The organism is Nocardioides sp. R-C-SC26 (assembly GCF_021246465.1).
Taxonomy (GTDB): domain Bacteria; phylum Actinomycetota; class Actinomycetes; order Propionibacteriales; family Nocardioidaceae; genus Nocardioides.
This window is the reverse complement of the sequence record NZ_JAHRHK010000005.1, coordinates 139,603-160,677: the sequence shown is the minus strand read 5'-3', so window position 1 is coordinate 160,677 and position 21,075 is coordinate 139,603. Positions and strand designations below refer to the sequence as shown.

Genomic DNA, 21,075 nt, shown 5'->3' with positions numbered 1-21,075 from the left:
CGGCCCGCCCTCACCGGGAGGACGGGCCGACTCGTGGTGCGATCGATCAGGCGGGGAAGGAGCCGCCGGACGCCGCGAGGTCGCGCAACCACGCGTTCGGGCGGAACCGCTCGCCGTAGGCGTCGGCCAGCTCGTCGGCCCGCTTGACGAAGGCCGACAGCCCGATCTCGCCGTCGACGCCCTCGTAGCCGGTCATGAACTGGGCCGCACCACCGGTCATCGGCGGGAAGCCGATGCCCATGATCGAGCCGATGTTGGCGGCGGCGGCCGAGGTGATGACGTCCTCCTCGAAGCACTTGGCCGTCTCGATCGCCTCGATGAACAGGAGGCGGTCCTTCATGTCCTGCAGCGGGATCTGCTGCTCGGCCACCGGGAAGGTCTCGCCGAGCCCCGACCAGAAACCGGCGCGCTTGCCGCTCTCGTCGTAGTCGAAGAAGCCCTTGCCCACCAGGCGCGAACTCCGGCCCAACTCGATCATCTTGTCGACGACGAGCGCGCCGGCCGGGCGCTCCCACGTACCTCCGTCGCGCTCGACGGCGTCCTGCGTGGCCTTCTCGATCTTGGCCATGAGCTCCATGTTGAGCTCATCGCACAACTGCAGGACACCGACGGGGTAGCCGGCCTGGGTCGTCGCACGGTCGATGGAGACCGGGTGGACGCCCTCACCCAGCATCGCGAGGCCCTCGTAGGTCATCGTGCCGATGACCCGCGAGGTGTAGAAGCCACGGCTGTCGTTGACCACGATCGGGGTCTTCTTGATCTGCTGCACCACGTCGTAGGCCTTGGCCAGCGCGGCGTCCGTGGTCTGCTCGCCCTTGATGATCTCGACCAGCGGCATCTTGTCGACGGGGCTGAAGAAGTGCAGACCGATGAAGTCGGCCGGGCGGTCCACGCCGCCGGCGAGCTCGGTGATCGGCAGGGTCGAGGTGTTCGAGCACAGCAGGGCGTCGGGGTTGACGTGCGGTGCGACCTCGGCGAAGACCTTGGCCTTGAGCGACGGGTCCTCGAAGACGGCCTCGATCACCAGGTCGCAGCTGGCGAGGTCGGCCGGGTCGGCGGTCGCGGTGATGCGGCCCAGGAACTCGGCCTTGGCCTCCTCGGTCGAGCGGCCCTTGGCGATCGCCTTGTCCAGGATGCCGGCCGAGTAGGCCTTGCCCTTCTCGGCGTTCTCGACCGCGACGTCCTTGAGGACGACGTCCATGCCGGCCTTCGCGCACACGTAGGCGATGCCCGCACCCATCATGCCCGCGCCGAGCACGCCGACCTTGGTGGCCTTGAAGGGCTCGATGCCCTGCGGGCGCAGGGAACCGGAGTTGATCGCCTGGAGGTCGAAGAAGAACGCCTGGATCATGTTCTTCGAGCCCTGGTTGATGATCAGGTTGGTCAGGTAGCGCGACTCGATGCGCGAGGCGGTGTCGAAGTCACGGTTGGCACCCTCGACCGCGGCGCTCAGGATCGCGCGGGCGGCCGGGTAGAGCGCACCCTTGGTCTGCTTGCGCAGCAACGCGGGGAAGGCGGGCAGGAACCCGGCCAGCGCGGGGGACTTGGGCGAGCCGCCGGGCATCTTGTAGCCAGGCGCGTCCCACGGGTTCAGGTGCGCGTCGGGGTTGGCCTTGATCCACGCCTTCGCGGCGGGGACCAGGTCGTCCTGGGTAGCGACGAGCTCGTCGACCAGGCCCTTCTCCTTGGCCTGGGCCGCCTTGAACTGGGCGCCGGTGAGGAGGTAGTCCATCAGGCCGGACTGCAGGCCGAACTTGCGGACCATCCGCGTCACGCCGCCGCCACCGGGCAGCAGGCCGAGCTGCGACTCGGGCAGACCGACGACGACCTTGGGGCTGTCGACGGCGATGCGGTGGTTGGCGGCCAGGCAGATCTCGAATCCGCCGCCCAGGGCGGCGCCGTTGATGGCGGCGACGACGGGCTTGCCGAAGAGCTCGAGGCGGCGCAGGGCGGCCTTGACGTTCTCGGCCATCGCGAAGACGTCCTCGGCGGTGTCGGGGGTCGCGGTGACCATGTCCTTGAGGTCGCCGCCGGCGAAGAAGGTCTTCTTCGCGCTGGCGATGACGACGCCGGAGACGTCATCGGCCTCGGCGTAGAGGCGGTCCACGGCGTCCTTCATCGAGGAGATGTAGAGGGCGTTCATGGTGTTCGCCGACTGGTTCGGGTCGTCGAGGGTGAGGGTGACGATGCCGTCGGCGTCGCGGTCGTAGCGGACCGCGGTCTCGGTCGTGGTGCTCATGGGTGTCCTGTTCTGAATAAGTCGTGGTGTCGGCAGACGGCGTACGTGCGCTCGTCTCACCGGGTCTCGATGCGCTCTGCGCGACTTCGTTCCTCAGTCGCGGTCGCTTACTCGACCACCGTCGTATCGCGACGATGATCGAGTCGTCCGAGCGGCGGAGCCGCTCAGACGACCTCGACGATCGTCGCGATACCCATCCCGCCGCCGACGCAGAGCGTGGCCAGGCCGCGCTTGAGGTCACGGCGCTGGAGTTCGTCGATCAGGGTGCCGAGGATGATCGCGCCGGTCGCACCGAGCGGGTGACCCATCGCGATCGCACCGCCGTTGACGTTGGTGATCTCGTCGCTGATGCCCATGTCGCGCATGAACCGCATCGCGACGGCGGCGAACGCCTCGTTGATCTCGAAGAGGTCGATGTCCTTGGTCTCCAGGCCGGCCTTGGCGAGCGCCTTGCGGGCCGCCGGAGCCGGGCCGGTGAGCATGATGGTCGGGTCGGCGCCCGAGACCGCCATGGAGACGATGCGCGCGCGCGGCGTCAGACCGAGCTCGGTGCCGATCTCCTCGGTGCCGATCGCCATCAGGGACGCGCCGTCGACGATGCCGGAGGAGTTGCCGGCGTGGTGGACGTGGTTGATCTTCTCCACCCAGTGGTACTTCTCGAGCGCGACGTCGTCGAAGCCGGCGTCGCGGCCGATGCCGGCGAAACTCGGCTTGAGACCGGCCAAGCCCTCGACGCTCGTGTCGGGGCGGATGAGCTCGTCGTGGTCGAGCACGGTCAGACCGTTGATGTCCTTGACCGGGATGACCGAGTCGGCGAAGTAGCCGTTGGCCCACGCTTTGGCGGCGCGGTGGTTGGACTCGGCGGCGAACGCGTCGACGTCCTCGCGGCTCCAGCCCTCCAGGGTGGCGATCAGGTCGGCGCCGATGCCCTGCGGCACGAAGCCCGCCTTGAACGCGGTGGCCGGGTCGGACGCCCAGGCGCCGCCGTCGGAGCCCATCGCGACGTTCGACATCGACTCGACGCCACCGGCGAAGATCAGGTCCTCCATGCCACCGCGGATGCGCGCGGCGGCCTGGTTGACGGCCTCGAGGCCCGAGGCGCAGAAGCGATTGAGCTGCACGCCGGCGACCGTGTCGGGGTAGCCCGCGGCCAGAGCGGCGGTCTTGGCGATGTCGCCGCCCTGCTCGCCGACGGGCGAGACGACACCGAGCACCACGTCGTCGACGCGCTCGGGGTCGAGGCCGGGGTTGCGCACCTTGATCTCGTCGAGGAGGCCCACGACGAGATCGACGGGCTTCACCTCGTGGAGGGAGCCGGCCGCCTTGCCCTTGCCGCGCGGCGTACGAAGGTGGTCGTACACGAATGCTTCTGCCATGACCGTCCTTGAATCACTGGGATGAACAGGTGGAGGAACCGCGATGCGCCACGCGGGCGCGGCGGTTGCGGTTCGATTGTGACACCAATACTGTCACAATCGTCAAGACGATCACGGTGTGACGTCGTCGCACGCAGCGGAGAGGAGGTCGAGATGAGGGACGTCGAGAAGCCGGGCGAGGTGCCGCTGACGCTGGAGCAGCTCACCGAGCGGGTCGGTCTGAGCGTGCGCAACATACGCTTCTACACCTCCCGCGGCCTCGTACCGCCGCCGATCCGGCGCGGACGCTCGGGCTACTACACCGCCAGCCACGTCGCCCGCCTCGAGCTCGTGCAGGAGCTCCAGGCGCACGGGTTCACCCTCGCCGCCATCGAGCGCTACGTCTCGGGCCTGCCCGAGGACGCCGATCCGGAGGACATCGCCCTCGCCCGCACCATGCTCGCGCCGTGGCAGTCCGACCTTCCGGTGGACATGACCCGCGCCGAGCTGCAGCAGCGGGCCGGCCGCGAGCTCAGCGACGAGGACATCGCCACGTTGGTCGCACTCGGCATCGTCCGACGTCGGGAGGATCGCTACCTGGTCGCCGGCACCCAGCTCGGCATCGGCGTCCAGCTGCTCGAGCTCGGCTTCCCTCGCAGCGTCGCCGAGGCCGCCCGGGCGATCTACCTCGACCACGGCCAGCAGATGGCCGACGAGTTGCACGACGTCATCTTCGCGCGCCTGGCCCCGCTCTACGGCACGGCCGATTCCGCGCGTTTCGGCGAGGTGATGGAGCGGCTCAAGCCTCTCGCCGTCGGCGGGCTCGTGACGGCCTACGAACAGGCGATCAACCGCGCCGCGCGCTCGGCGTACTCGAGCCGTCCCACTCGCTGAGGCGACGCACAAACGACCCTCATGCGGCCATAGGCCGTCGAGAGCGGTGATTGACAGAGGTTTCGCGTCGGCGCTCTCGGTCCGGCGGTGACGTACCGGGGTTTCGCGCCGGTCGTTTCCTCAACAACTCACCGCCCCCACAGGCGGACGCCGGGATCAGCGCTTGGCGGAGAAGGATGCCGCGGAGTGCGAGCGACCGCCGGAGGTAGACCCGGTGCCCTGACGGCGTCCACCCTGACCGCCCTGACCTCCCTGACCGCCCTGGGTCCGACGACGCTGGCCGCCCTGGCCGCCTGCGGACTTCGCACCCTGGGCGGATTGCGACGAGCGGCCGCCCGAGCTCGACGTCGACGCCGCACCGCCCTTGGACTGGGGACGCGACTGGCCTCCCTTGCGGCCACCGGCGCCGCTCTCGCCACGCGCACCGGCGCCGGCACCGGAGCCACCGGCTCCACGGCCCGCACCGCCGCGACGGCGGTTGCGCGACTGGCCACCGCCGGCGCCACCGGCCGAGGACCGTCCGGAGCCGCCGTTGGATGACGTGACGGGGGCATCCTCGGGCACGTAGCCGCCCGGCACGCTGACCCGCTCGCCGGGGGCGAGCGTGCGCAGCATCGGGTGGCCGGCATCGGACACCTTGGTCGTGGTCGGCCGGATCCCGGCTGCCTTGGTGAGCGCACGGACGTCGCGCGCCTGGTCGTCGGTCATCAGCGTGACGACGGTGCCCGCGGCGCCGGCTCGCGCCGTACGGCCCGAGCGGTGCAGGTAGGCCTTGTGCTCGACCGGCGGGTCGGCGTGGACGACGAGCGTGACGTCGTCGACGTGGATGCCGCGCGCGGCGATGTCGGTCGCCACGAGCGTCGTCGCGCGACCCTCGTGGAAGGCCTCGAGGTTGCGCGTGCGGGCGTTCTGGCTGAGGTTGCCGTGCAGGTCGACCGACGGCACGCCGTTGCGGTTGAGCTGCCGGGCGAGCGCCTTGGCGCCGTGCTTGGTGCGCGTGAAGACGACCGTACGACCGGGCGCGCGGGTCAGGTCCACGAGCACGGGCAGTCGCTGGTCGCGCGTGGACAGGTGGAGCACGTGGTGGTCCATCGCGGCGACCGGCGACTGCGCGGAGTCGGCCTCGTGCACGACCGGCTTGGTCAGGAACTGCTTGACCAGCGTGTCGATCGCGTTGTCGAGCGTGGCCGAGAAGAGCAGCCGCTGGCTGTTCTGGGGCGTCTTCTGCAGGAGGCGACGCACCCCCGGGAGGAAGCCGAGGTCGGCCATGTGGTCGGCCTCGTCGAGAACGGTGACCTCGATGTCGTCGAGGGAGCAGTGGCCCTGGGAGATCAGGTCCTCGAGCCGGCCGGGGCAGGCCAGCACGATGTCGGCGCCGCGCTGCAGGCCCACGACCTGGGGGTTCTGGCCGACGCCGCCGAAGACGGTCTGGGTGGTGAGGCCGGCGGCCTGAGCCAGCGGCGCCAGGGAGTCGCCGATCTGGCCGACCAGCTCGCGGGTCGGCGCGAGGATCAGCGCACGCGGGCGCCCGGACCGCGCACGCCGTCCCGCGGCCAGGCGGGCGACGACAGGCAGCAGGAAGGCGTAGGTCTTGCCCGAGCCGGTACGGCCACGGCCGAGGACGTCGCGCCCGGCCAGCGAGTCGGGAAGGGTCGCGGCCTGGATCGGCGTGGGGGTCTGGATCTGGTGCTCGGCGAGCACGCGCGTCAGGTCTGCGGGCAGGCCGAGGTCGAGGAAGGAAGCAGTCATGGCGAATCACTCACGTTCGGGTGTCTCGCCAAGCTGCGCGGCCGGGTGGCGGCGCATGGATGCATGAGCCTCACGAGGAGGGGCGTGGCCACGCGACGATCGGCAGGTCGGGGACGAACCGGGTGTTGTCGCTGTGATCACGCGGAGCCCGAGGCAAGACCGGACGGGCTGATGTGACCACGGTAGCCGCGATCGGGGTGAGCCACCGCATCGGCGCCTGCTCCTAGGTTCGTGACATGGCGCACGTACTGGTCACCGGTGCCACCGGTTTCGTGGGTTCGGCACTCATCCCGGCGCTCATCGACGCCGGCCACGAGGTGCGCGCGATGACGCGCGCGCCGGAGGACTACGTGGGCCCCGCCGAGCCGGTTCACGGCGACGTCCACGACCCGGGCTCGCTGGCGCCGGCCCTGCAGGACGTGGACGTCGCCGTGTACCTGGTGCACTCGCTCGACGACGACGACTTCGAGCGGAAGGACGCCGCGGCCGCGCGCGCCTTCGGACAGGCCGCGGCCGAGGCGGGCGTCCGCCAGATCGTCTATCTCGGCGGGCTGGGCGCCTCCGACGACCTCTCGGCCCACCTGCGATCGCGCCGGGAGTGCGAGGGAGCCCTGGCCGAGGGCGGCGTGCCGGTCACGGTGCTCCGGGCCGCCGTGGTCGTCGGCACAGGCGGCATCTCGTGGGAGATCACCCGTCAGCTGGTGAAGAACCTGCCCGCCATGGTCGTGCCCCGGTGGGCCGAGACGCCGACGCAGCCGATCGCGCTCGCCGACGTCGTCCGCTACCTGGCCGGAGTCGTCGACGAGCCCGACGCCCTGGGGCGGGTCTTCGAGATCGGCGGTCCCGACCAGTTGACCTACGTCGAGATGCTGCAGCAGGCCGCCGAGGTGATCCTCGGCCGCCGCATCCCGATCCGAACCGTGCCGGTGCTGACCCCGGGACTCTCGTCGCACTGGATCGGCCTGGTGACCGACGTCGATGCGACGACCGGGCGCCACCTGATCGACTCGATGGGGGTGGCGGTGGTCGTGACCGATCACGCGATCCGCGACCTGGTGCCGGGCGAGCCGTTGACCTACGCCGCGGCGGTCCGGGCGGCCGTCAAGCGGTGAGATTCACCGCAGGCCGAAGATCGGCGGCAGCGCGAGGAGCATGGTCAGCGACCACGCGAGGTGCGTGAGCACCGGGGCGAGAACGCCGCCGGTGATGCGGCGCTCGTGTCCGACCAGGACGCCGAGGAGCACGGCGGCGAAGGTCAGCATGATGTTGCCCGTGGCCGCCGTGACGGCGACGTAGATGAGCGTCGACCAGAGCACAGGGCGGCGCGACAGGGCATCGAACGCGGTGCCGCGGAAGAACAGCTCCTCGCCGATGCCGTTCACCGTGGTGATCGCCACCAATGCGAGGAGCGATCCCTCGGTCGCGTAGCCCAGCACCGAGGCGACCTGGTCTGCCAGCGGGTCGATCGCCCGGACGACGAGAGCCCCGAGCACGAACACGCCGGCGAGCAGAAGACCCAGGCCCAGGCCCACCGCTGCCGTCGCGGACGTCGAGAGGCCCGGGGCGTGGCCCGCCCGGAGAGGCCAGGACGCCAGCCCGCCGGCGACCCAGACCAGCGCGAGCGCGACGGCCGAGGGGTAGAACCAGATCGAGCCCGGCTCGATCGTGAAGGAGAGCGCGAGCACTACCGCACCAAGAAGCAGGCAGGCGGCCGTGGCCACCTGCCTGCTTCTCGTGCTCAGTCCGGGCGACGTCGTCTGATGCGACGTCCGAACTCCTGCGATGACGACTCCTTCGGAGGGCGACCGACGGTCGGGACTACTTGGTCAACCCGTCCTTGATGTCCTTCGCGGCATCCTTGACCTTCTCGACGCCGTCCTTCAGCGAAGCCTTGGCCTGATCGGCCTTGCCCTCGTTCTCCAGCTCCTGGTTGCCCGTCGCGGAACCTGCGGCCTCCTTGGCCTTGCCGCCGAAGTCCTCTGTCTTGTTGCTGATCTTGTCTCCGATACCCATGCCTTCGAGTGAACCCGGCGACCCCGGCGATCCGTACACCCTCTGGGGTGCCTCGCCGCAGGCCCCGCCGCGGCCTCAGCTGAAGGCGAGCACGCCGTCGTCGATCGCGCCGTGTCGGACCGCGCGCACGTCGGCGTAGTAGTTCTGCTTCAACCGCCACGGCGCGCGGTCGCCCTGCTTGGGCATGACGTCGAGCGCGCGCTGGACGTAGCCGGAGGCCAGGTCCATGAACGGGCGCTCCTCCACCTCGGGGTCGCGCACGGGCACGACGGCACGCTTGCCGATGCGGTCCATGTGGGCCAACAACCGCACGACGTAGTCGCCGACGAGGTCGGCCTTCAGCGTCCACGAGGCGTTGGTGTAGCCGATCGTGTAGGCGAAGTTCGGGATCCCGCTGAGCATGATGCCCTTGTAGGCCATGTGGTCGTTCGGCGTCTGACGCTCGCCGTCGACCGACAGCTCGATGCCGCCGAAGATCTTCAGCTTCAGACCCGTCGCCGTGATGATGATGTCGGCGTCCAGCTCGGTGCCGTCGGTGGTGCGGATGCCGGTCGGGGTGAAGGTCTCGATGGTGTCGGTGACGACCGAGGCCTTTCCACTGCGCAGAGCCCGGAACAGGTCGCTGTTGGGCACGACGCACAGCCGCTGGTCCCACGGGTTGTAGGGCGGCTGGAAGTGCTTGTCGTAGGAGACGCCGTCGGGCAGCTGCCGCTCGGTGAACTTGCGCACGAAGCCCTTGGCGCGCGTGGGGAACCGCTGCGCGAGCTGGTAGTTGGCGACGAGCTTGAGGATGTTGGAACCGCGGACGACGGGGTAGCTGACGGCCGTCGGCAGCCGGCGCAGGGCGACGGCGAGCGGATCGCGTGCGGGCTGCGGGAGGATGTAGGTAGGCGTGCGCTGGAGCATCGTCACGTGGCCCGCGGTCGGTGACATGGAGGGCACCAGGGTCACCGCCGTCGCACCGGATCCGATCACGACGACGTTCTTGCCGGCGTAGTCGAGATCCTCGGGCCAGAACTGCGGGTGGACGATCTGTCCGGCGAAGGTCTCCTCGCCCGGGAACTCCGGCCGGTGGCCCTCCTCGTAGTCGTAGTAGCCGGTGGCACCCCAGAGGAAGTAGCACGTCAGGGTGAGCTCGGCGCCGTCGTGGTCGACGCGGACGGTCCAGCGCGCGTCGGCACTGCTCCAGTCGGCGGCGATCACCTTGTAGCGGTACCGGATCAGCTTGTCGACGCCGTTCTCCTCAGCGACGGTGCGCAGATAGTCGAGGATCAGCTCGCCGTCGGCCAGCGCGGTGTCGCTGGGCCACGGGCGCCACCGGTAGCCGAAGGTGAACATGTCGGAGTCCGACCGGATGCCGGGGTAGCGGAACAGGTCCCAGGTGCCGCCGCTGACGTCGCGGCTCTCCAGGATCGCCACGCTGCGGTGCGGGTGTCCCGCCTTGATCTGGCACGCGGCGCCGATGCCGCTCAGGCCGGCACCGACGATCAGCACGTCGACGTGCTCAGGGGTGTTCACCATGGCAGCACGGTAGGCGCTTATTGACGGATGTTCAATACCTCGGTCCCGCTCGGCTTCCGGAAGGCGCGTCCACTCTCGAACGCCCCCGACCCACGCTCCGGGGCGTGTCGCGTGCGGAAACGGACGCGCTGTCCCCGAGTCAGGCCTGGACGGCGACCCCGCGCGCGATCAGGTCGTCGACGTCGGCGATGCCCCACGCCGTCAGGGCGTCTCGGGTGTGCTCACCGGTAGCGGGCGGCGGTGTCGAGAGTGTGGCGTCGGTGCGGGAGAAGCGCGGCGCGGGCGCCGGCTGCACCATGCCGTCCTTCTCCACGAAGGTCCCGCGGGCGACCAGGTGAGGATGGCCGGCGGCCTCGCTCATGGGCACGATGCCGGCCACGCACGCGTCGGTGCCCTCGAAGATCTCCACCCACTCGGCCTGGGTCTTGGTGGCGAACGTCTCGGTGAAGATGCGGCGCATCTCGTCGTACTGCCCGAGGTCGGCCTGCCCGGGGCAGGTCTCCTTGACGCCCAGGATGGTGACGAGCTGGTCGAAGAACTGCGGCTCGAGAGCGCCGACCGACATGTGCTTGGCGTCGCTGGTCTCGTAGATGTCGTAGAAGGGCACGCCGCCGTCGAGCATGTTCGCGCCGCGCACCTCCTGGTAGCCACCGCCCGCGAGCCAGGCGTTGGTCATCGCGTTCAGGCTGGCGGTGCCGTCGACGATCGCGGCATCGACGACCTGGCCCTGCCCGGAGATCTTCGCCTCCAGCAGGGCGGCGAGGACGCCGATGACCAGGTAGGTGGAGCCGCCGCCGAAGTCGCCCACGAGGTTGCTCGGGAAGTGCGGGCGGGCGGGGTCCTGCCCCAGTCCGAAGAGAGTGCCGGTGATGGCGATGTAGTTCATGTCGTGGCCCGCGGACTGCGCGAGAGGACCGGTCTGACCCCAGCCCGTCATCCGGCCGTAGACCAGGCGCGGGTTCACCGCGTGACAGTCCTCGGGGCCGATGCCCAGGCGCTCGGTGACACCGGGGCGCATGCCCTCGATGAGGATGTCGGCGTCCTTCACCAGGTCGAGCACGACCTGGGTCGCCTCGGGGCTCTTCAGATCCAGCGCGACGCTCGGACGGCCGCGGTTGAGCAGCATGGTGGTACCACCGGCGAGCATCTGGCCACCAGGGCGCTCGACGCGGATGACATCCGCCCCGAGGTCCGCCAACAGCATGCACGCGTGCGGACCCGGGCCGATGCCCGCGATCTCCACGACCTTGACGCCCCGCAGGGGGCCGGTTCCCTGACCCAGTGTCACGCTCATGCGCCCGATCATGACAGAACCACTGTCAGGGTTGGTGTGGTGGTTTGGCGGGGAGGAGATTCACCGGCTACCCGGTGAATCTCGCCACCGCTCGACGCCGCCGACCTACAGCACCCGGCTCAGGAACGCCCGCGTCCGCTCTTCCCGTGGCGCACCGAACAACTGCGAGGGCGGTCCGGACTCCAGGATCCGACCCTCGTGCAGGAAGCACACCGTGGTGGCGACGTCGCGCGCGAAGGCCATCTCGTGGGTCGCGAGCACCATGGTGACGTCGTCGGCAGCGAGCTCGCGGACCAGCGCCAGCACCTCCCCGACGAGCTCGGGGTCGAGCGCCGCGGTGATCTCGTCGAGCAGCAAGACCGAGGGCCGCAGGCACAGCGCGCGGACCAAAGCGGCGCGCTGCTGCTGCCCGCCGGAGAGCCGATCGGGGTGGTGGTCGACGTGGTCGCCGAGCCCGAACCTCATCAACAGCTCGCGCGCCGCCGACTCGGCGTCCGCGCGCGAGAGGCCGTGCACACGGCGCGGCGCGAGCGTGCAGTTGTCCAGCACGCTCAGGTGCGGGAACAGGTTGTAGGCCTGGAAGACGACCCCGACCTGACGCCGCACCTCGCGCGGGTCGATGAGTGGGTCGGAGATCTCACGACCGTCGAGATGGATCGTGCCGTCGTCGATCGGCTCGAGCAGGTTCAGGCAGCGCAGCAAGGTGGACTTGCCCGAGCCCGACGACCCGATCAGGCACACGACGTCGCCGGCATACACGGAAAGGTCGACGTCGGCGAGCACGACCCGCTCGCCGTAGCTCTTGCGGAGCCCCCGCACCTGGAGCAGCGGCGCGTTCATCGGGCGGCCGCCTGCTCGCGGGCCCGCATCCGCGCCTGCAGCCAGTCGGTGAAACGGGCGGTGGGGATGGTGAGGGCGATGAAGAACGCGGCCACGACGACGTACGGGGTGTAGTTGAAGTGGTAGTTCGCGTAGTCCTGGGCGTAGAAGACGGCGTCGAAGATGCCGAGCACCGAGACCAGCGCGGTGTCCTTCTGCAGCGAGATGAAGTCGTTCAGCAGCGGTGGGATGACGCGGCGGACGGCCTGTGGCACCACGACGAACCTCATCGTCTCGCCCTGGGAGAGCCCCAGCGCCTGGGCGCTGGCGATCTGCGAGGGGTGCACGGAGTCGATGCCGGCGCGGAAGACCTCCGCGACGTAGGCGCCGTAGGAGAGCACGAGCGCGACGCCGGCCCAGACCGTGCGGTCCGACGTCAGGCCCTGCAGCTGGAGCGCCGGCACCCCGAATCCGAGGAGAAGGACGAGCAGCACGGTGGGGATCCCGCGCAGGACGTCGACGTAGACGACCGCGAGGATCCGCAACGGCGCGAGCACCGGCGCTCGCGAGGCACGGGTGAGGGCGACGGTCAGGCCGACCACGAGGATCAGCACCTCGCAGATCAAGAACAGCTTGACGTTGACCCAGAAGTGGCTGGCGATCCCGCCGACGGAGTCGCCCGCGAAGTCGAGGTCGAAGAACGACTCCCGGACGGCCGCGAAGCCCGGAGAGCTGACCAGCGCCGCGATCGCGATGCCGAAGAACACCACCACTGCAGCGCTCGATACGCCCAACGACCGACGGCGCTGGGCCGCGCGCACCCGTCGGCGCTCGAGCTCGCGCGCACTCGGCGTCCAGTCAGACACGGAAGGACCGCTTCTACTGGAGTTCGGGCACGTTGACGGTGTCGCTGAGCCAGGTCTTCTCGAGTTCGGCGAGGGTGCCGTCGGCGCGGAGCTCGTCCAGCGCGAGGTCGACGCACGGCGTGAGGGCGCTGCCCTTCTCCAGCAGCAGGCCGAATTCCTCCTGCTCGCCGGTCTCGGGCTGGAACTGGCCGATGATCTGGCCCTTCGGGATCTCCACCGCGGTGATGTAGAACGCCGTCGGGAGGTCGGCCAGGATCGCGTCGACCTGGCCATTCATCAGCGCCTGCTTGGCCGCGTTGGTGTCCTGGAACACCGAGGGGTCGTTAGCCGGCTTGATGATGTCGCGGATCGCGGTGAGCGACGTCGTCCCGGTCTGGGCACCGAGGTTGTAGTCGGCGAGCTCGGCGACGGTGGTGGCCGAGGCGACCGGGGAGTCGGCGAGCGCGATGACGGCCTGCGCCGCGGAGTAGTAGCCGGTGGAGAAGTCGACGGCCTTGCGGCGATCCTCGGTGATCGAGATCTGGTTGATGTCGAAGTCGAAGTCCTTCTCGCCCGGGGCGAAGGAGGCGTTGAACCGCACGGTCTTCCACGCGACCTGATCGGCGGAGAAGCCCAGCTTGTCGGCGACGGCGTAGGCCACGGCGGACTCGTAGCCCTCGCCGTTGGTCGGGTCGTTCTGGGTGAACCAGGGGTCGTACGCCGGGGAGTCGGTGGCGACGGTGAGGACGCCGGGGGCGGTGAGATCGACGTCGGCGACGCAGTCGGTCGCGGTGGCGGCATCGGTCACCACCGGCTCCTTCTCCTCGGCGGGAGCGCACGCGGTGATGGCGGCGACGGCGAGAGGTGTGGCGAGGAGCAGCGCGCGGAGGCGGCGGGGCGTCGTCATGGCCGAATCGTAGTGCGAGACGTCACCGCCCGCCGTCATCACCGCGAGGGCCGAACTAGCAGTGCGAAACTCACGGAACCGGGACTGAGTTCGCACGATTCAAGGGAGATTCGCCCGGCCCAAGCGGAGAATCACCGGGTAGCCGGTGATTCTCCTCACGGCTGCGCGGCCCCTCTTGCAACTCGTTGCATACGCACCCCATGATCAGGGGGTGGCCCTGGAGCACGCCCTGTTGATCGCCCTGCGCGAGCGCCCGTCGTCCGGGCTGGAGCTGGCGCGCCGGTTCGAGCGGTCGATCGGGTTCTTCTGGACGGCGACACACCAGCAGATCTACCGCGTGCTCGGCCGCATGGACGGCGACGGCTGGGTGACGGCGAGCGAGGTGCCGCAGGCCGGGCGACCGACGAAGAAGGTCTATGCCGTCACGCCTAACGGCGAGCAGGCGCTGGCCACGTGGCTCGCCGCACCGGTCGCCACGGCCGGGCTGCGCAGCGAGCTCGCGCTGAAGCTGCGCGGTGCGTCGTTCGGCGACCGCGACGCGGTGCTCGACGTCGTGCGCAGCAACCTGGCCGACCATCACCTGCGCCTGGACCACTACGAGCAGCTGATGAAGCGCGACTACCCCGACCCGGCCGCGCTGAGCGGTCTCGACCTCGACCACTACCTCGTGCTCCGCGGAGGCGTCCTGATGGAGCAGACCTGGATCACCTGGCTGACCGAGTACCTGGAGGCACACACATGAGCACCGCGAGCTTCGATCACCTGCTCTCGCCCATCACGCTGGGCGACCTCACCCTGCGCAACCGCGTGGTGATGGGGTCGATGCACACCGGCCTGGAGGACAGCGTCCGTCACCTCGACGAGCTCGGCGCCTACTACGCCGAGCGTGCGCGCGGGGGCGTCGGCCTGATCATCACGGGCGGCTACGCGCCGAACCGGCGCGGGTGGCTCAAACCGTTCGCCTCGGAGATGACGACGCGCCTGCAGGCGATGCGGCACCGCGACGTCACCGGTGCCGTGCACGACGCCGGCGGCGCGATCGCCCTCCAGGTGCTGCACGCCGGCCGCTACGGGTACCACCCGCTCTCGGTGTCGGCCTCGCGACGCAAGAGCCCGATCACACCGTTCCGACCGCGAGCACTCTCCACCCGCGGTGTCGACAGGACGGCGTCGGACTTCGCGCGGTCGGCAGCCCTCGCCCAGAAGGCGGGCTACGACGCCGTCGAGGTGATGGGATCCGAGGGCTATCTGATCAACCAGTTCCTGGCCGCACGCACCAACGACCGCACCGACTCCTGGGGTGGGACGGCGGCGCGCCGGATGCGCTTCCCGGTCGAGATCGTGCGTCGCACCCGCGAGCTCGTCGGCGACGGCTTCCCCATCGTGTACCGGATCTCGCTGCTCGATCTGGTGGAGGGCGGGCAGTCCTGGGACGAGATCGTGGAGCTCGCACACCTGCTCACCGAGGCCGGCGTGACGGCGTTCAACACCGGCATCGGATGGCACGAGGCGCGGGTGCCCACGATCATCACCCAGGTGCCGCGGGGTGCCTGGCGTTCTGCGACGGCACGGCTCAAGGCCGAGGTCGCGGTCCCGGTGTGCGCGTCGAATCGGATCAACACCCCCGAGCTGGCCGAGGAGATCCTGGCCACCGGGCAGGCCGACCTGGTGTCGATGGCGCGTCCACTCCTCGCTGATCCGGCTTTTGTCGATAAAACGATGAATGGACGTGCGGACGAGATCAACACCTGCATCGCCTGCAACCAGGCGTGCCTGGACCACGTCTTCAAGAACCGGCGCGCGAGCTGTCTGGTGAATCCGCGCGCCTGCCGGGAGACGACTCTCGTGCTCGGACCCGTCAGGACGGCGCGCCGGGTCGCGGTCGTCGGGGCCGGACCCGCCGGACTCTCGGCTGCGGAGGCTGCCGCGTCGCGCGGCCATCACGTGACGCTCTTCGAGCAGTCGGCCCAGATCGGCGGGCAGTTCCGGCTCGCCATGGCCGTGCCCGGCAAGGAGGAGTTCGCCGAGACGCTGCGGTACTACACCCGGCGCCTCGAGGTTCTCGGTGTCGACGTCCGCCTCTCGACCCGGGCCGACGAGGCCGAGCTGGCCGGCTACGACGACGTCGTCGTCGCGAGTGGCGTCACGCCGCGGATGCCGGATCTACCGGGGATCGACCACCCCAGCGTCGTGTCCTATGCCGACGTGCTCTCCGGCCGTGTCGTGCCCGGCACGCGCGTGGCCGTGATCGGTGCCGGCGGCATCGGCGTCGACGTCAGCCACTGGCTGACCCACGACCCGGCCGACACCGAGGACGATTGGAGAGCGCACTGGGGTGTCGGCGACCCGGCCCTGCACCCGGGGGGTCTCACTGAACCCAAGCCGCGCGCACCCATCCGCGAGGTGACCCTGGTGCAGCGCAAGACCACGCCCATCGGCGTCGGCCTCGGCAAGACGTCGGGGTGGGCCCACCGCGCGGTGCTGCGTCAGGCGGGCGTCGAGCAGATCAGCGGCGCGGCCTACGTGCGCATCGACGACGAGGGCCTGCACCTGCTGGTCGACGGCGAGCCTCGCGTCGTCCCGTGCGACCACGTCGTGGTGTGCGCGGGCCAGGAGTCGGTGCGCGACCTGGCGGCCGAGGGCCGACACGTCATCGGTGGTGCCGATGTCGCGGCCGAGCTGGACGCCAAGCGCGCCATCGAGCAGGGCGTCAGGGTCGCGGCGGGTCTGTGACCGCAGCGTGGATACCGGCGGGACCGGCGGCGCTCGGACCCGTGGAAGCGACCTGCAGCACCAGCTTGCCCACCACCTGACCCGCGGCGAGCTCGTCGACAGCGGCGCCGGCGGCCTCGACCGGCCGGACGGCGTGCACGTGCGGTCGCACCGCACCCGCGTCGACGAGATCGACCAACGTCTGCAGATCCTCCGCACGCTCGCTCGAGACGAGCATCACGTAGCGCTGCCGCGCCACGACCATCCGGATCGAGCGGAGCATCGGTCGATGGAACCCTCCCATCAACCGTCCCTCGGTCTCACCTCCGACGAACACGATCGAGCCACGGGGCGTGACGACGCGACGCAGTTCCCGCACCGGCATGTGGCCGGCGATGTCGATGACGGCGTCGAACGACTCGCCACCGGCAGCGGTCGCCAGCAGAGCTCGGGTGTCGCGGTGGACGTCGCGGGCGACGACGCGCTCGGCTCCCCACGAACGCACTGCCTCCACCTTCGGGGCGCTGCACACCGCGACCACGCGGAGCCCGCGAGCCGCTGCGACCTGCACGACGTAGGAGCCGACGCCGCCGGACGCGCCGGTCACCAGCACTCGCCCGCCGTCGGGCACGCGCGCGGCCCGGACCGCTTGCACGGCCGTGATCCCGGAGACACCGAGTGCGGCCGCCTGCACGGCGTCGACCGAGGTCGGCGCCGCGACCAGCTTGGCTTCGCGGGCCGCGGCCCACGGCGCGAACGAACCGCGCGCGATGCCGCACACCTCGTCACCGACGGCGAAGCGGGTGACCTTCGATCCCACCGCGACGACGGTGCCCGCAGTGTCGAGACCGGCGATCGGGGCCTTCGGACGCCGCAGCCCGAGTCCGAGTCGGGCGAACAGTGGCAGGCCGGTCATCACGTGCCAGGTGCCGCGATCCACCGCGGCGGCCTCGACGGCGATCAGCACCTCATCGGCACGCGGCGTCGGGGTGGCGGTCTCGCGCCACCGCAGAACGCCCGAATCGCCGTAGCCGTCCTGGGTGACGGCGTGCATGGTGGCCGGAATGGCGGTGACGTGCTCGGGCGTGCTCACACCGGGATCGACGTCCACGGGCGCCGACCGGTTCCCGCCGTCGCCGCTACAGGTCGGCTTGCGCCCCTCCGGGGGCGTGCGGGCCGACCGTCGGAGCGCCGCCGTAGCGCTCCTTGAGGACCCAGTGCTTGTTGGTGCCCTCGACATTGTCGCCCTTCTGGATGACGACCAGGTTGTGGTAGCAGCTGATGCCGGTGATGTGCTGATCGGTGTACTTCGGCGTGTAGTCCTCGTCGACGAACTCCTCGAAGTGCAGGCCGTCGATGAGGTCCTTGACCAGCGCCATCGTCGTCGTCGGGTCCTGCCGGTCGGCCGAGCCGCCGAACTCGGGCCAGTAGGAGGTCTGGGTGTCCTCGATGCAGTAGATGCCGTCGTCGGCCAGCAGCGGGAAGAGGATGCGGAAGGTCTCGCGGATGTGCTCGGGGCGGTGACTGCCGTCGTCGATGACGACCTTGATCGGGCCCTGCTCGGCCACGATCCGCTCCAGCACCGCCTCGTCGTCCTGGCTGCCCTGGTAGACCTTGATCCGGCCCGCCTCGACCCAGGACTTGTCCTCGATGTCGAGTCCGACGATCTGCGCCTTCGGGAAGAACCACTTCCACATCCGTAGCGACTGGCCACCGTTCTTACGGTTCTTGTAGCCGCCGATACCGATCTCCAGCAGCGTGAACGCCTCGCCGCGGAGGTGCTCCAGGTGGCGCTGGTAGTGCTGGGTGTAATGGTGGTCGCCGGCCTTGTCGGTGCCGAAGTCGAGCGCGAGCTCGGTGAGGTTCATCCCGCGACGACGCTCGCGATCGGCTTGGGCCTGCGTCGTCGGCTCCTCGACGGCCGACTCCTGCGCGGGCGCCTGTCCGCTGGTGGAGCGGAGGCGGGCGGTAATCCGGGAGAGCTTCGACACGGATTCAGCCTAGTGTCGATCGGGTGATCCGCGATCTGAGCGACGACGAGGCCCGCCGAGCACTGGTGTGCAAGTGGGGCGAGGTGCCGGACGACGTGCTGCCGGCCTGGGTCGCCGAGATGGACTACGCGATCGCGCCGCCGATCGCCGAGGCACTCCACGCGGCGATCGACGCCAGTCGCACCGGCTACCCGCGCTTCGGCGCGGGAGGTGCGCTGGGCGCTGCCTACGCCGGTTTCGCCGCCCGCCACTTCGCGCACGACGTCGACCCGGAACGCGTCGTCGCGACCGTCGACGTCACCGCAGGCGTGCGCCTGGCGCTCGACGTCGCCGCACCCGCGGGCGGTCTGGTGATGCCCGTCCCGGGCTATGCGCCGCAACTGGAGATGGCCGCGATCACCGGGCGACGTCACCATGCCCTCGTCGTCGACGCCGAGGCGCCGCGAGCCGAGCTGGACCTCGCCGCGCTCGACCGGCACTTCCGTGACGGCGCGCGCGTGCTGCTGCTGACCCAGCCGCACAACCCGTGGGGGCGGGTCTTCACTCGCGCGGAGCTGGAGGGTGTGCGCGATGTCGTCCGGCGTCACGATGCGTTCGTGGTGAGCGATGAGATCCACGCGCCACTGGTGCTCGACGGCGAGCACGTGCCCTACCTGGCGATCGACGGCACCGCCGACCACACCGTCGCCGTCGTCGCAGCGTCGAAGGCGTTCAACATCGCCGGTCTCAAGTGCGCCCAGCTGGTGACGGCATCGCGTCTCTTGCACGATGCCCTGGCCACGGCGCCGATGGCACGCAACGACTCGTGGTCGGTGCTGGGCGTCGAGGCCTCCATCGCGGCCTACACCGACGGCGACACCTGGCTCGCCGCGCTGCTCGACCGACTGCGTGCCCAGCGCGACCTGCTCGGGCACCTGCTGGCCGACCACCTGCCGCTGGCGCGGATGCGACCGCTCGAGGCGACCTACCTGGCGTGGGTCGACCTCCGTGGTTACGGCTACGACGACCCCGCCGCCGTTGCGCTCGAGCGCGGGCGGGTGCAGATCGCCGCCGGCCACGACTACCACCCGGGGCTGGTCGGGCACGCCCGGATCAACATCGCCACCAGCCCCGAGCGGCTCACCGAGATCGTGCGGCGTCTGGCCGCTGCCCTGGAGGCCTGAGCGACGCCGTCGGCGTCCCCGCCGAAGTGCTGAAGCAAGTCCACGCAACCGGCTCGACGCACGCCTGGCGCTCCCCGCCGAGTGTCACTTCCTTCAGCAGTTCGGTTCCAACTCCATCAGCCGCGACGGGCGCAGACCCGGCCAACTGGCCGCGACACGGGACGGGTCGAGCAGGAAGTCGAGGTCGGCCTGCCAGGTGTGGCCGGTGGCGTTGCGGCGCAGCAGGTAGCCCAGGCCGTGGGTGCGGTAGATCGCGCCACCAGCGGCCAGGACGGCGTCCAACAGCTGCGCGTCGACGAACCGGCGCGTCGAGCGGAAGCCCCCGACCTCGCGCAGCAGGTCGCGCTCGATCAACATCGTGCCGCCCGCCACGAACGAGGCGTAGCACTCGACCGGGTGCCCGCGCTTGACCGTCAGGTCCCGCTCGGCGAGGTAGTGGAACTCCGGCGGCATGCCGACCAGCTCCGCGCCGGAGTAGCGCCGGGCTCGCACCAGGTCGGCGATCGCATCGGGGGCGTACCAGTCGTCGTCGTCCATCTTCAGCACCAGGTCGCCCGACGACGCCTCCGCGGCCGTCTGCAGCACATCGCCGAAGAGCATCTGGTCGGCCGCCGGGGCGAGCACCACATCGATCCCGGGGACGGCGGCGCGCACCTGGGCCGCGTCCACCTCGAAGCCGTGGGGGGCGAGCACGAGCTGCACCTGGTCGACGCCGCGCTGGCGAGCGATCTGGGCGAGGGCGAAGTCGAGCATCTCGGCGCGTTTGGTCGCCAGCACGATGCTGACGCTCGGCTGGCCGGCGACGGGCTGACCCGCGCCTCGCACGACGTCCGCCCTCCACGAGGACGACGAGCACGCCTCGAGGGCCGCGCGGCGCAGCACCACGCTGTGCTCCTCGCGGGCGAGCGGGTCGGCGAGATCGACCGGGGCGGTGATCGCCATCGCGACCGAGGCGGGCAGATCCGGAGCACGCGAGGCGGAGTCCGCCACCACCGGCACGCCCGCACACGCCAGCCGCACGACCGCGCGGCAGGCCGGCTCGTCCCAGCGCGTCACCCGCACGCCGGCATGGGAGCGCAGACGCGCGATGTCGGCGGGGCCGACCTCTCCGAGCGAGGCGACGTCGACCTCCGGCTCGGGTGCCTCGACCAGGAAGCCGATCGGATTGAAGACGCGCTCGTCGACGACGAGCCCGCCGGGCACCGCGACGGCGTCGGGCACGAGCGCCTCCGGCTCCGGGACGCGGTCGGTGATCAGCAGACCGGCCTCCCCCGCCGTCGCCGGCCACACCGCCTGGAGCCCCAGCTCCCGCAGCACCTCGACGACGGAGACCGGGCGGCCGAAGCGCACCACGGTCAACCGCCCGCCGTCCTTGGGCACGGAGCGGAACGCCTTCAGCGGCGGCCACTCCGGCCGGGGCACCAGGCTGAGCGCGCCGGGGTCGTCGTCCAGACGCAGACGGACGGCGAGCGCCCGTGCGCCGTCGTCGACGTCGGGCAGCCCGGTGGTCGCGGCGGCCCGGAGCTCGGCGACGTCGCGCAGCCGGACGTCGACGCGGTCGCTCACGCCCGAC

General features: G+C 70.5%; 18 protein-coding genes. 5 read left to right on the top strand and 13 right to left on the bottom strand.

All coding sequences use genetic code 11. The features are described from left to right. Positions 1 to 46: 46 nt before the first annotated feature. Positions 47 to 2,239: a 3-hydroxyacyl-CoA dehydrogenase NAD-binding domain-containing protein gene (locus tag KSO97_RS06650; protein WP_232677301.1), complete on the bottom strand. Its 2,193-nt coding sequence runs from the start codon at positions 2,237 to 2,239 to the stop codon at positions 47 to 49. 164 nt (positions 2,240 to 2,403) lie between these two features. After that, positions 2,404 to 3,615 carry an acetyl-CoA C-acetyltransferase gene (locus KSO97_RS06645; RefSeq protein ID WP_232677300.1) on the bottom strand — a complete coding sequence of 404 codons (1,212 nt, stop codon included), beginning with the start codon at positions 3,613 to 3,615 and terminating at the stop codon, positions 2,404 to 2,406. Positions 3,616 to 3,768: 153 nt separating this feature from the next. Between KSO97_RS06645 and KSO97_RS06640 the strand changes: the two genes are divergently transcribed. Then, a complete protein-coding gene (locus tag KSO97_RS06640; protein ID WP_232677299.1) occupies positions 3,769 to 4,488 on the top strand; it encodes a MerR family transcriptional regulator in 720 nt (239 codons plus the stop codon). A gap of 156 nt (positions 4,489 to 4,644) precedes the next feature. On the opposite strand, the gene KSO97_RS06635 is transcribed toward KSO97_RS06640, so the two are convergent. Further along, the gene (locus KSO97_RS06635; RefSeq protein ID WP_232677298.1) at positions 4,645 to 6,237 is read right to left on the bottom strand and encodes a DEAD/DEAH box helicase; all 1,593 of its coding nucleotides are present in this window, start codon (positions 6,235 to 6,237) and stop codon (positions 4,645 to 4,647) included. 236 nt (positions 6,238 to 6,473) lie between these two features. Here KSO97_RS06635 and KSO97_RS06630 point away from each other — a divergent pair, with 236 nt between their 5' ends. Next, on the top strand, positions 6,474 to 7,349 hold the full coding sequence (locus tag KSO97_RS06630) for an NAD(P)H-binding protein (RefSeq protein ID WP_232677297.1): 876 nt from the start codon (positions 6,474 to 6,476) through the stop codon (positions 7,347 to 7,349). 3 nt (positions 7,350 to 7,352) lie between these two features. On the opposite strand, the gene KSO97_RS18240 is transcribed toward KSO97_RS06630, so the two are convergent. The 7 genes from KSO97_RS18240 to KSO97_RS06595 all read right to left on the bottom strand — a co-directional run bounded on the left by KSO97_RS18240 (position 7,353) and on the right by KSO97_RS06595 (position 13,636). Further along, the gene (locus tag KSO97_RS18240) at positions 7,353 to 7,958 is read right to left on the bottom strand and encodes a CPBP family intramembrane glutamic endopeptidase (protein WP_232677296.1); all 606 of its coding nucleotides are present in this window, start codon (positions 7,956 to 7,958) and stop codon (positions 7,353 to 7,355) included. 97 nt (positions 7,959 to 8,055) lie between these two features. Continuing rightward, complete coding sequence (locus tag KSO97_RS06620) at positions 8,056 to 8,250, bottom strand: CsbD family protein (RefSeq protein WP_232677295.1); 195 nt, start codon at positions 8,248 to 8,250, stop codon at positions 8,056 to 8,058. 75 nt (positions 8,251 to 8,325) lie between these two features. Continuing rightward, the gene (locus KSO97_RS06615; protein WP_232677293.1) at positions 8,326 to 9,771 is read right to left on the bottom strand and encodes an NAD(P)/FAD-dependent oxidoreductase; all 1,446 of its coding nucleotides are present in this window, start codon (positions 9,769 to 9,771) and stop codon (positions 8,326 to 8,328) included. Positions 9,772 to 9,910: 139 nt separating this feature from the next. Further along, the gene (locus tag KSO97_RS06610) at positions 9,911 to 11,065 is read right to left on the bottom strand and encodes a CaiB/BaiF CoA-transferase family protein (RefSeq protein ID WP_232677292.1); all 1,155 of its coding nucleotides are present in this window, start codon (positions 11,063 to 11,065) and stop codon (positions 9,911 to 9,913) included. A 105-nt stretch (positions 11,066 to 11,170) separates the two neighbouring features. Then, positions 11,171 to 11,905 (bottom strand): amino acid ABC transporter ATP-binding protein, encoded by a 735-nt coding sequence (locus KSO97_RS06605; RefSeq protein ID WP_232677291.1) that lies wholly within the window; start codon positions 11,903 to 11,905, stop codon positions 11,171 to 11,173. Further along, positions 11,902 to 12,750 (bottom strand): amino acid ABC transporter permease, encoded by an 849-nt coding sequence (locus KSO97_RS06600; RefSeq protein WP_232677290.1) that lies wholly within the window; start codon positions 12,748 to 12,750, stop codon positions 11,902 to 11,904. Before KSO97_RS06600 ends, KSO97_RS06605 begins: the two co-directional genes overlap by 4 nt. A 13-nt stretch (positions 12,751 to 12,763) precedes the next feature. Next, positions 12,764 to 13,636, bottom strand: a complete 873-nt coding sequence (locus tag KSO97_RS06595) for an ABC transporter substrate-binding protein (protein ID WP_232677289.1) — start codon at positions 13,634 to 13,636, stop codon at positions 12,764 to 12,766. 211 nt (positions 13,637 to 13,847) lie between these two features. Between KSO97_RS06595 and KSO97_RS06590 the strand changes: the two genes are divergently transcribed. Then, on the top strand, positions 13,848 to 14,378 hold the full coding sequence (locus KSO97_RS06590) for a PadR family transcriptional regulator (protein WP_232677288.1): 531 nt from the start codon (positions 13,848 to 13,850) through the stop codon (positions 14,376 to 14,378). After that, on the top strand, positions 14,375 to 16,369 hold the full coding sequence (locus KSO97_RS06585) for an NADPH-dependent 2,4-dienoyl-CoA reductase (protein WP_232677287.1): 1,995 nt from the start codon (positions 14,375 to 14,377) through the stop codon (positions 16,367 to 16,369). Before KSO97_RS06590 ends, KSO97_RS06585 begins: the two co-directional genes overlap by 4 nt. On the opposite strand, the gene KSO97_RS06580 is transcribed toward KSO97_RS06585, so the two are convergent. After that, positions 16,347 to 17,441, bottom strand: a complete 1,095-nt coding sequence (locus tag KSO97_RS06580; protein ID WP_232677286.1) for an NAD(P)-dependent alcohol dehydrogenase — start codon at positions 17,439 to 17,441, stop codon at positions 16,347 to 16,349. The genes KSO97_RS06585 and KSO97_RS06580 overlap by 23 nt on opposite strands. A gap of 46 nt (positions 17,442 to 17,487) precedes the next feature. After that, the gene (locus tag KSO97_RS06575) at positions 17,488 to 18,339 is read right to left on the bottom strand and encodes a hypothetical protein (RefSeq protein WP_232677285.1); all 852 of its coding nucleotides are present in this window, start codon (positions 18,337 to 18,339) and stop codon (positions 17,488 to 17,490) included. A gap of 23 nt (positions 18,340 to 18,362) precedes the next feature. Here KSO97_RS06575 and KSO97_RS06570 point away from each other — a divergent pair, with 23 nt between their 5' ends. Next, complete coding sequence (locus tag KSO97_RS06570) at positions 18,363 to 19,502, top strand: MalY/PatB family protein (RefSeq protein WP_232677284.1); 1,140 nt, start codon at positions 18,363 to 18,365, stop codon at positions 19,500 to 19,502. A 93-nt stretch (positions 19,503 to 19,595) separates the two neighbouring features. On the opposite strand, the gene KSO97_RS06565 is transcribed toward KSO97_RS06570, so the two are convergent. Continuing rightward, positions 19,596 to 21,068 carry a glycosyltransferase family 2 protein gene (locus KSO97_RS06565; RefSeq protein WP_232677281.1) on the bottom strand — a complete coding sequence of 491 codons (1,473 nt, stop codon included), beginning with the start codon at positions 21,066 to 21,068 and terminating at the stop codon, positions 19,596 to 19,598. Positions 21,069 to 21,075: the final 7 nt, after the last annotated feature.